The following is an 11,944-nucleotide window of genomic DNA, read 5'->3' as shown; positions in this document are numbered from 1 at the left end:
TAGAGCAATTCTATGAAGATATTGTACTATTTTTTCATATTTAGTTTACAGAGCCTAAATATCAAATTATTTTCTCTTAATCCTTATAATATTTTGTCTATAATTGAATTGATCAAACTTTTATATTTCTCTTCTCCAATTCTTTGGGGCAAATAATGCTATTAAGGTAAATAGTTCAAGTCTACCTAGGAGCATTAGCAGTGAGAAAAATGCTTTGCTTATTTGACTATATCCGTTAAATGTGCTAGTAGGCCCTACAACTCCCAATCCTGGACCAATATTGCCTAAAGTTGCAGCTACTGAACTAGCCGCAGATTCTAAGTCTACACCTTCTAATGACACTAATATAGTAGACAGGACAAATATTATCATATACAATCCAGTGAAACTATTGATGCCTGCTATGGTCTCATTGGGTAAAATTTTATCATTAAGTTTAACTGGCTTAACCGCTCTAGGATGAAAGATTTTCAATATTTCCCTTTTAATTAATTTGAGTATAACTAATATTCTAATAACCTTCATACCTCCAGCTGTAGATCCTGCACTTGCACCTATAAACATGAGAAGCAATAAAATCGCCTTACTAAAGGTTGGCCACATATCAAAGTTAGCAGTAGAATATCCGGTTGTTGTCATTATAGAGCCTACCTGAAAAAATGAATCTCTAAATGCTAATCCTATGCTAGAATACGTAGTTTTAAACAAATTAATTGCTATTACTGTTACTGATATAAAAACAATTGCAAAATAAAGTCTTAGTTCTTCATCTCTAAATACATCTTTTACTTTACCCTTAAACAAAGAATAATATAGAGAAAAATTTACACCTGATAATACCATAAAACTTCCTATTACAAGGTGAATATAAGTGCTATTATAGGCGCCTACACTGGCATTTTTAGTGGCAAATCCACCTGTACCAACTGTCCCAAAGGTATAAACTAGAGAATCAAATAAAGACATTCCTCCAAATTTCAATAATATAACTTGAATTATAGTAATAGTAAAATATGTTATATATAATATTTTAGCCGTATCCTTTATCCTAGGTGCTATTTTCCCTGCAATAGGTCCTGGACTTTCTGCCTTGAATATTTGAAATGCTCCTATTCCAAGGGCTGGTAGTAATGATAAGGTGAAAACTAATATTCCCATACCACCTATCCAATGTGTAAAGGAACGCCAAAATAATATTCCCATTGGCAGCACCTCAACATTGGCTATTACTGTTGCACCAGTAGTTGTAAATCCAGATACTATCTCAAAAAATGCATCAATATAGGTGGGAGTACTACCTGATATATATAATGGTAAGGCTCCTAGTAAAGATATTGACACCCACCCTAATGATACAATTGCTAAACCTTCCTTCGCATTTATATGTCTATCACGGCTTCTATTTCTAGTTAGACCAAAGCCAATTGCTCCAGTTATTAGAATAGTTATTAAAAAAGCTAGCTTATCCGCTTGATTTGTATACAGAGATATAAGTAAAGATGGTGTCATGAGTATAGACTCCAGAATTAATATACTACCTAATACCTTTAGCACGATTCCATAATTCACTTAGTACCCCTCCCTTATTTGATTTGAAGAACATCTTTAGGGTAGGCAAATCCTCCGTTAGACAAAATACAACTATTCTATCATTGGCATGTATTATAGATTTACCATTAGGTATTATAACTTTTCCATTATGAACTATGGCACCAATTATTATTCCTTTAGGTAATTTTAATGCCTCTAAGGTCTTTCCAACTATAGGTAAATCCTTCCCTACGATTATTTCTGTAACTTCTCCGTCTCCACCTATCAATAGAGAAACTGATACTATCTTTCCACCACGGATATATTTTAGTATATTACTTGCTGCAATAACAGTAGGATTTAGAGCAGCATCTATTCCTAATCTATCAATTATCTTTGTATAGTTCTGTCTACTAATCTTTGAGATTGTCTTTGGAACTCCAGATTGTTTAGCCATAAGAGCCATGAGTAAATTTTCTTCATCATATCCTGTTACTCCTACAAAAGCACCCATTGAATTCAATCGTTCTTCCTCTAATAGATGTATATCTGTACCATCTCCATGTATAATGAGTACATCATTAAGTATCTCCGATAATTCTTGACATCTTTCCTTATCCTTTTCTACCAATGTAACTGATATATTTACCTTTGATAGCTTTTGAGCAAGATATAATCCAATATTACTACCTCCAAGAATCATTACTCTCTCTATTTCCTTTTTAGTTATGTCCTGAGTAAACTTGTTGTTTAGATTATTTATGTCATCATTTCTACCTATGACATGAATTGTATCATTTGCTAGTAATTCTGTAGAACCATCTGGAATTATTATATCTCCATCTCTAGATATGGCTGTAATCAATAATCTATCGAAATCTTCTAATTCCATTATTTTCTTACCTACAAATTCTTTCATATGCTCAATATTAAAATCAATCATTTGGACCTTTCCACTAGCAAAATCCCCTGAATAAAAATTATAATTCTTTAATAAATATTTTTCAATTGCTTGAGCTGTTGATAAATCAGGATTTACTATATGATCGATTCCCATTTCAGCTTTTATAAAATCTAGCTGCTGCATATACTCAGGATTTCTAATACGAGCTATAGTCTTTTCACACCCTAGTTTTTTTGCTAAGGAGCATATAAGAGTATTTGTTTCATCACTATCAGTCGATGCAACTAATAAATTATATTGATTTATACTTAATTCTCTAAGTATATTTATATCTATTCCATTTCCTAAAACAGTTAAGACATCTAAGTGTTCGTTTACAAAGTCTATTACTTTTGGGTTATTGTCTACTACCGTTACATCTATATCTTCTAATACCATAGATTCTGCCAGCTTGTATCCTAACTTACCAGCACCTACTATCATTACTTTCATTTTCGTCACCTCATATTTAATATACCAAATAGCTTTATAGAATAATAGGGGGATTTTATAAAAACAAATAACAAAACAAAGCTAAAGGACTATTTCCTTAGCTTTGTTTTGCAAATTGCACATCTTCTTACCTATTTTCTAATATTAGCTTTTCTTATTAGAAAATATCCTAGAGTATAGCAGACTATAGCTATGAAAAATGTTAAAAAAATTGTAGTGGAGCTATTAAATCTCGACCATAGCCATTGGTACATATCCGAAAACCCTAATATTTTTTTTGCAGAGAAATTACCCAATATTTGAAGAATAATGACTGTTATACCAAATCCTATCCAAAATTTATATCCAAATCTATATTGCAAGACCCCTATCAAATTAGTCACTGAGACAAATGTTAAAAAGAGCAAAGATAAAGTTAAAACTATAAATAATATATTATCAGTTGATGTGTTAAATATACCAAATTCCACCATTGGCTTATATCCTAAAGATGCAATAAAATATTTATCAATAATTTGTAGGATAACTTGAATAGCTGCAAAACTTAATGTTACTATAATATTATTGACTATAACGGATTTATAAAAATCTTTTCTTGTGACTCCAAAGCTAAGAGCTAATGCAAAATCTTCATGATACATAACGATACCATAAACAATGAAGAATATGAATATAGGCATTATATTTCCTCCAACAATGGAAAATATATCATCCTTGCTGCTAAATAACCCTATTTTTATCTTCGAATTAAAATTTACCATTAATATATAGGTTAATATATTAATTACTAATATGACACTCCAAAATCCTAGTATTGATTTTTTTAATCCATGATTTTGAAATTTAAAAATCCTTTTAGTTGCGCCCATTAGAATACTCTCCCTTCATAATATTTTCAGTAAGATATATAAATAGCTTTTGAAGTGGTATATTACTTATTTCAATATTATTATCTTTTATATATTTGGTTTCTTTTTCTGTTAAATTACCATATATACCTACTATTTTAGTAGAGCCAAACTCTTCTCTGTGAATTACTTTCTTATCCTTTATGATTGAATTAATTAAATCTTCACGACCAGATAAGAAATACGACCTTTCTTTAAGTGCATTTACTTCATCCTTTAGCGTAATTCTCTCATCATTAATGATGATTACTTCTTCAAATAGATTAGCTACTTCATCTATTAGATGAGTGGATACTATTATTGTTCTAGGGTTTTTTTCATAGTCTTCAAGAAGTAAATTATAAAATTTATATCTCATTGCTGCATCAAGTCCTAAAGTAGGTTCATCAAACATAGTAAGTCTTGATCTCGAAGCAAGACCTATGACTAATCCTACAATGGTTTGATTCCCAGTTGATAACTTTAATAATTTTTTCTTAGTATTCAGATTAAATTCCTTTACTAAATAGTCCTTATATTCTTCATCCCAGTTTTTGTATATAATTTTTGCTAGAGTCAATATATCTTTTACTTTTCTTTCTTTAACAGAGTTTGGGAAATCCTTTACCAAACAAATATCTTCCATTGCTTTTGAATTTTCAAAAACATCCTCATTGTCTAATTTGATTTCTCCAGCACTTCTTAATATTTGACTAGATATTAAATTTAGTAATGTAGTTTTTCCTGCTCCATTTCTTCCCAGCAATCCATAGATTTTATTTTCTTCAATATTCAAGTTAATATCTGTTAACACTTTATTTTTTCCATATGACTTGTTTAAGTTTTTTATTTCAAGCATTCTATTCCCCTCCTCTAAATTCTTCAACAAACTTTATAATTTCCTCTGTGGTTATTTCCAGTCTATTAGCTTCTATCATTATCTCAGGTAATATTTCTTTGAAAAACGAAGATTGTCTTTTTTTAATTATCTTTTTTCTCGCTCCCTCTGCTACAAACATACCAATACCTCTTTTCTTATAAAGAATACCTTCTTCTACCAGAATATTTAGTCCTTTACCAGCTGTGGCTGGATTTATCTGATATATCTTTGCAAATTGATTTGTAGAAGGTGCTTGTTCTTCCTCTTTTAAATTTCCTAGTAAAATATCATTTTCAATTATCTCGGCTATCTGCACATAAATTGATTTATCCGTACTTAAGTCTAACAAATTACCACCTCCTTGGGTTTGTTGGTTAGTTAGTTATGTAACTAAGTATATAGGTTCTTTTATTCTTTGTCAATAGACTCTCATAAATAATTTCAAAAAATTAAAGAAACGAAGATACTAAATATCTTCGTTCACTTTTTATATGCTAGTTTATTTTTGACTCAATTATAAAATCAGATCTAGTTTTATGATAGTCTTAATCACAAAATAATAATAGGAGAATATATAATCTTCTACAAACTATCTGAGAAGTCCTGTTTGAATTTTTCTACTAATTTTTCTTGCCAATCTGATGTGGCTTCTAATCTACCAAAGAAGAACCTAAGATTCTTTGGTTCCTCAACAAACTTTAGCCCCCCTATTAAATGGCGATTCTTATGAAGCCAAGTAATCCTATCTATGGCATATTTAACTTGGGATAATGTAAATACTCTACGAGGCATTGCAAGTCTTAGTAACTCCATATTAGAGAAGACCTCATTACCATCTTCATCTCTTTGTTCAGACATAGTTCCACGTTCCATACCACGTATACCACTAGCTATATATAATGCAGCACCTAATGCTCCTGCTGGGTATTCCTCTTGAGGTATATGAGATACAAATTGCATTGCATCTATATGACAGCCTAGGCCCCCTGATGGTGTAACAACTGGAACACCATTCTTAATTAGTTCGTCAGTCATAAATGAAATGAATTCAGGTCCTTGATTAATAACGTTTTCATCCATAGTTTCATCAAGACCTACTGTTAATGCTTCCATCTCCCTGACAGACATGCCTCCATATGTTAGAAATCCTTCATATAGAGTTATTAACTCTCTCATTTTCATGTATAGCTCTCTATTGTTAGTACATATCCCTCCGCCTCTTGCGAATCCTAGTTTACGAGCTGAGAAATAAATTATATCACATAAAGATGATAGCGCTAAAGTAATCTCTCTAATGCCCATTAATTTACATCTTTCTTCTCTTTCCTTAATAAAATGCAAATTATCTGCTAATAGACTAGCATCTAATACTAATAATATTCCATGTTTATTACATACTTCCTTTACTTCTTCTAAATTTCCAAGGGAAAATGGCTGACCACCTATCAAATTTGTTCCAGCCTCCATGCGAACAAATGCAATTTTTTCTGAACCATTCTCCTCTATTATAGACTTTAATTTATCTATATCCATATTACCTTTGAAGGGATGATCATTGTTTACTTCTATGCCTTTATCTATAATAATCTCTTCAACGCTTCCTCCATTAAGAATGATATGAGCCTTAGTAGTTGTAAAATGATAGTTCATTGGAATAATAGAACCAGCTGTAACAAAGGATTGTGCAAGGATATTTTCACAGGCTCTTCCTTGGTGAGTTGGCAAGAAGAATTCTGTCCCAAATATTTCTCGTATTTTTTCTTCAAGTCTTACAAAGGTTTCACTGCCAGCGTAACTATCATCTGCAACTAGCATAGCTGCCTGTTGTCTATCACTCATAGCATTTACTCCGCTATCTGTTAGCATATCCATAAATACATCTCTATTATTTAAAAGGAATGTATTATTTCCAGCTGTTTTGATACATTCCAATCTCTTTTCAACTGGTAGTAACTCTAATTTTTGAACTATACGCACTTTGTGCATCTCAAGGGGAATTTGTTCTCCATTAAAAAATCTAATTTTTGACATAATTATTAAACCTCCATTTTAATTAAATTTTGTATTTGAGTTTTGTATTTTTTAATTAAATAATAATAGTCAGAATCCAATTTAATCATCCCCTTTATGGTATAAAGCTTCTAAGAAAACATTAGTAGCAGCTTTTCTTGGCCACTGCATAAGCTACTTGCATGAAATCAAAGATTTCAATAATCTGTTTAAAACTCATTGATGTCAAGCTCTTAATCTAAAAAAGATAAAAGCAGAACTTCCCTATTAGTTATAAACTTAGAAATAAAAAAACCCATCCTCTGTATAAAAATACACAAAGGACGGGTAATTTCCCGTGTTACCACCTTAGCTCACCAATATCTCACGATATCAATCTTATCAAGTACCGACATAAATGTGAATACCCTAGCACTATAACGGGTGCAGATTGCCGACTGAACCTAATAGGTGTAGTACCTTTCAGCAAGTAGCTCTTAAGATGTATTCGGAATAACATCCCTTGCACCTCTCACCAACCGGTAACTCTCTCTAAGGGATTTTTTTACTCTTACTAGTTCTTAGTCAAAGCTTTTTAATATTTTTATTATTATACTATTACTTTAAAGCGATGTCAAATGTTTTCTAAATTTATTTTACTAAAATATTGGTAAGTTAATTCTATACCTTAGTTCCTCTCAAACTCTCCTGTGAATCTTTTGGTCGGATAAAGAGTTTTCTTCCTATAAATGTTTATAAGTCTACTTTATTGGCTCATTTAGAAACCTAACCAGAATCCATGTGCTATTATATGCTTACCATTCAATTATAATTTTCTACTAACCTGTATTTTAAAAGATTATATGCTGCTTTTATTCTTTTTTACTGCAAAATTCATAATATAAATCAATATCATTTCTAACAATTATTTAGTTTTTATCTTCTATAACTGCTTGTATACATTTATCTTGCTTAAAGTCTTCATTAGGAGTGGGATCAACCTGAATATCCGGTACTGTTCTTGTTTCCATATTTATAGTACCATCAGAATTGATTCCTAGTTCTGCACTAAATCGAATCACCAGTCCGCTATTTGGTAAATATGCAAATGGAATCTCTGGGAAAACCCTATCACCTCCTGTGGTTTCTCCAACTAAAGTGGCAAAACCTGTGTCCTTAGCAAAAGAAGCAAACTTTTCAGAGGATGAAAAAACATTCCTATCTACCAGCAAATATACTTTACCTTTGAAATCCAACTCATCAAATGGATATAACATAATATAATTTATGGTATATTCGTCAAAATCTGTTTTTACTTCTGGAGGAAATTTTGCTAAGATTTCTTCATCTAAATTATCAACTGGCTTCACTGATGATACTTTATACATCCTGTATTTATCTCTATAACCTCCCCTAAAAAAAGAATAATATTTAGTTATTTTTGCTTCATCTATTAAAAATTCAACTAGGTTATGCCAATACTTATCAAAACCTCCAAGATTTCCTCTTATATCTATAATAAGCTTTTCATAGTCTTCTACCTCTTTAAGAAAATCCTGTATTCTAGAATAATCCTCTTCTATATGATAAGCAGACATAGATTCTATTTTTAAATATGCTAATTTATTTTCAATTAAAATATCTGTCTTTAAAACAGGCTCATTACTAATTAAAAAATTATACTCAGGATTAATCTGTATAGTTTCCACATTTCCATCAAAACCATATCTTGCCATTGCTCTCTCATAATTGAGAACATCGTGCTGGAAAGGATAAAAATGTTTATAATAACGCTTATACACCTCACCATTAAAAACATGAGTGTGAGGATTATTTAAATCATTTAATATATCGTTTATAGATACCAAAAATTCGGCATCATTTTGGGTACTTTTTATTTTTCTTGTATATTGTTTCTTATTCCCTAACCAATCTACATTATGTAATCTTTTGTTGACTTTAAAAAAAGGATAATTATCCTTTAAAAGCTCATACATATACTCAAAATCCTCAAGCTTTTCTTCCATAGACATATTGGTTTCCACTATACCATAATAGGATGCTTCCATTGCAGTTGTCATAGTCCTATCTTCAAACACACACCCCGTTAACATGCTTAACCCCAACACAACAGTCAAAATTAACACATTGAATCTTATCATGCCTTTATTCCTCATTAAAATCCCCCTCATCTGTTTTTAATCTCTATTTATTCATTATACTAATTTAAGTATAGGATATATTCTAAGATAGCTCAACGCATCATCATAGTTTTACAGTTACTTCTTTTAATAAATACAGCAGGACATTTCAAGTCTTGATATCTAAAAAAATTAACAGCCTAAAATCCAATAATTCAAAGGTTTCTAGGCTATTTTTCTATCTAATTAACTGCAAAGTTAGGTTATACTACTACCCTAAAGTGATATCAAACGTTTTCTAATTTATTTTACTAAAATATTCGGTAAAGTATAATAATCTGTTACACCTGATATTATATTATTTTTCCCTATTCTAGTATAAATTCCTGCAAATTTCTCTTTATACATAAAGAGACCGACTATAGATCTAAATTCTTCTATTTTTAATTCATCATCTTCAAATATAACATGTTCCCTTGTAAAGGGTTCAAAGAATTCTTGATAAAGATAATCTTTATCAAAGGATTCATCTAATCTTTTCTCCCACTCATCTTGAGATAAATCTCTTCCTGCATATACTCCTCTTGAAGCATTTAAATCTAAGGGTTTCATAATATATTTATCCTTATCACTTAATACTTTATTATATACCTCTTTTTCTCCTTTAAATAATCCCGTAACTGGTATATGTCTTTTTACAAAATTTCTTTCATCTTCTGATAAAAATTCTAAAGTATCCTCATCATGCAATATCTTAAATATTATCTTGTTATGAATTATTTGGGATTTAATAGAACCTATACAGCAAAATGCTTTGTTTTTATATGCTTCTATAAAGTCCGGTACCTCATGAGCCTTTTCTATTAATTCAAAGGTAACTATTCTCCTATATACTAAATCTATCTTAAAATCTTCAAGGTATAGATGTCCATTTCTATATTTTAACTCCCTAGGGTCTGCTATTATAGTATTATATCCTTTCTTAATAAAGGCATTTTTAAATACTTCAAATTCTTTAGATGTTCCAGACTCAGTGAAATCTACGATTGCAACATTTGGCTTTTCAATTTCACTATTCCATTTTCTAAATATGCTAATGCTGTCATCAACCCATCTGTTTATTAATTCAAATAAGGCCAAGCTATGTTTCTGTGAAAAATCCTGCAATCCTTTTGTTTGAAGCAATATATTTCCTATGGTATTGTCTTCATTCATAGCTGAAGAACCATCTGTATTTAATTCACAAAACTTAAAATTATCCTTATTATTATAAAAAAGATCAAACCTTCCTATAGGAACATTAATATCATAGCCGCTATCTACAAGAATTAATTCTTCTAAAAGTGGACTATATTCAAATTTTTTTCTAAACTCTTTTGAATCTAAATATCTTTGTGTTACTTTATTTGTTATAGATATTAAAGTGTCACCAATTTTTCTAAAGTTCTCTACGTCTTCCTCTGTATAAAACATTGGATGATAAAGAAAAGGTACTGGTTTCCCCTTATATATTGCAGTAGAATTCGCAACCTTTTCCTTAGCTACTTTGTAATCAGCAATATATCCTTCTGGATCAGATTTAATTAAATTTATATATTCTTTATTTATTTCCTTCCAGCTCATCTTTTCACCTCAACTAAATTATTTAACAAACACCAACTTAAAGACTCCTTTTTTCCAATTTCAACCTTTTCTCTAGTGATTTCATAAGGGTTTTTGCCTTCATTTACAATTTTCTCAAGAGGCAGGATATATTTAACTTCATCTGAATTTAGTCCTTCCTTTGCTAATTGCACTATCCATTTACCTATTTCGAGAACTGTTCTATCCTTTAGCTTACCATTCAATCCATTCTCTATAATATCTTCCTTGGCTTTCTTTATATCTTCTAAGCTTATATCTTTAATATAATGATATATTTTGTCTAAATTCTCTTCATTATAGAATATTCCCTTTAGTAAAGCTACTGCGCCAAAGTTCAAGGGGTATGGAACTGAATCCATCATTCTTATTTCAATATATTTCTTAGTTCTTACATCTGGGAAAAACATTGTTAATAAATGTTCTAGTTCTTCTCTATCATAATCTTCAGGATTAAATATATCTTTAACTTTCTTTTCTCCTGTTGGAATTACATCCTTACCTTTAAATATAAAGATCGGCGGTCTATTGAGTATATATTCAGCATACCTTTTATAGCTAAAATCATCTTCTAATGCATTATCAACTATACCTGATCTATCATCATCGCAATTGTTCCATATATGAGTCCTTAAATTATATTTATTCCATCGTTCTCCTTCAAAGTAAAATCCATTATCAAATAATCCATATAATACTGGTGATAGAGCATTTGCTATTCTAAACTTTCTTTTATAATCCTCTTCAGATTTATAATCTAATGATACTTGTAGTGCCGCAGTTCCCTTCATCATATTATGAGCATGCTTACCCTTGGTTTTAAAGTAATTAAACATAAGATCATATCTTTTCTTAGGTAAAAGTTTTATCTCTTCTATTTTAGTATTTGGATGATATGCTGTAGTAATTAATCCTTGGTTCTTTTTATCAAGCACTGGGATTATCTCTTCCAAGAATTCCAAATATTCCTTTTCAATATCCTCTATGTTTTTTTTAGCATTTATACTTAACTCTAACTGACTACCTGGTTCAAGAGTTATTGTCTTATTGTCTTTGCTTAATTCAAGAATATATTCCCCTTCGTATTTTCCTTCCCATCCATTTTTCTCTAATTCACTTAGGGTTTCTCCTACTCCATTCTCACCATAATAGGAGACGGTTTTTAAGCTATCCTTATATACTACAAAATGTTCAAATTCAATTCCTATCTTAAAGTCTTCAATTTCTTTTTCACTATTTCTGAAATAGTTAGATATTTCCTCTATCTGTCTATTATAATTCATATATTTCTCTCCCTTTAGGTTTATGTATTTCATAATCTAAATATTGATACCCAATTATTACAATTTTAATAATATTAAGTTAGTTATAGAATAATATTATATTATGCATTTGTAAATGATATAATCTTAATACTATATTTTAGGCTCTGTAAACTAAATATGAAAAAATAGTACAATATCTTCATAGAATTGCTCTA

General features: G+C 30.2%; 9 protein-coding genes and 1 other annotated feature. All 9 genes read right to left on the bottom strand.

Going from position 1 to position 11,944, the window contains the following annotated elements; genetic code table 11:
* Positions 1-120 precede the first annotated feature (120 nt).
* The 9 genes from RDK80_RS19225 to RDK80_RS19185 all read right to left on the bottom strand — a co-directional run bounded on the left by RDK80_RS19225 (position 121) and on the right by RDK80_RS19185 (position 11,747).
* Positions 121-1,569, bottom strand: a complete 1,449-nt coding sequence (locus RDK80_RS19225) for a TrkH family potassium uptake protein (protein ID WP_308525223.1) — start codon at positions 1,567-1,569, stop codon at positions 121-123.
* Complete coding sequence (trkA, locus tag RDK80_RS19220) at positions 1,535-2,926, bottom strand: Trk system potassium transporter TrkA (RefSeq protein WP_308525222.1); 1,392 nt, start codon at positions 2,924-2,926, stop codon at positions 1,535-1,537. The genes RDK80_RS19225 and trkA overlap by 35 nt, the downstream gene beginning before the upstream one ends.
* Positions 2,927-3,057: 131 nt before the next feature.
* On the bottom strand, positions 3,058-3,795 hold the full coding sequence (locus RDK80_RS19215; RefSeq protein ID WP_308525221.1) for a hypothetical protein: 738 nt from the start codon (positions 3,793-3,795) through the stop codon (positions 3,058-3,060).
* Positions 3,782-4,672, bottom strand: a complete 891-nt coding sequence (locus tag RDK80_RS19210) for an ABC transporter ATP-binding protein (protein ID WP_094901510.1) — start codon at positions 4,670-4,672, stop codon at positions 3,782-3,784. The genes RDK80_RS19215 and RDK80_RS19210 overlap by 14 nt, the downstream gene beginning before the upstream one ends.
* A 1-nt stretch (position 4,673) precedes the next feature.
* The gene (locus tag RDK80_RS19205) at positions 4,674-5,042 is read right to left on the bottom strand and encodes a GntR family transcriptional regulator (RefSeq protein ID WP_308525220.1); all 369 of its coding nucleotides are present in this window, start codon (positions 5,040-5,042) and stop codon (positions 4,674-4,676) included.
* A gap of 233 nt (positions 5,043-5,275) precedes the next feature.
* Entirely contained in the window at positions 5,276-6,724 is a 1,449-nt protein-coding gene (locus RDK80_RS19200) for a tryptophanase (protein ID WP_308525219.1), read from the bottom strand.
* Between the two features lie 295 nt (positions 6,725-7,019).
* Positions 7,020-7,280: a binding site (T-box leader), on the bottom strand.
* 331 nt (positions 7,281-7,611) lie between these two features.
* On the bottom strand, positions 7,612-8,859 hold the full coding sequence (locus RDK80_RS19195; RefSeq protein WP_308525218.1) for a S41 family peptidase: 1,248 nt from the start codon (positions 8,857-8,859) through the stop codon (positions 7,612-7,614).
* 267 nt (positions 8,860-9,126) lie between these two features.
* A complete protein-coding gene (locus tag RDK80_RS19190; protein ID WP_308525217.1) occupies positions 9,127-10,446 on the bottom strand; it encodes a glutathionylspermidine synthase family protein in 1,320 nt (439 codons plus the stop codon).
* On the bottom strand, positions 10,443-11,747 hold the full coding sequence (locus tag RDK80_RS19185; RefSeq protein WP_308525216.1) for a glutamate-cysteine ligase family protein: 1,305 nt from the start codon (positions 11,745-11,747) through the stop codon (positions 10,443-10,445). Before RDK80_RS19185 ends, RDK80_RS19190 begins: the two co-directional genes overlap by 4 nt.
* Positions 11,748-11,944 lie beyond the last annotated feature (197 nt).

The organism is uncultured Tissierella sp. (assembly GCF_902479755.1).
In the GTDB taxonomy this organism is placed as follows: Bacteria; Bacillota; Clostridia; order Tissierellales; family Tissierellaceae; genus Tissierella; species Tissierella carlieri.
The sequence above is the reverse complement of the archived record's forward strand: the minus strand, read 5'-3'. Positions and strand labels throughout refer to the sequence as shown.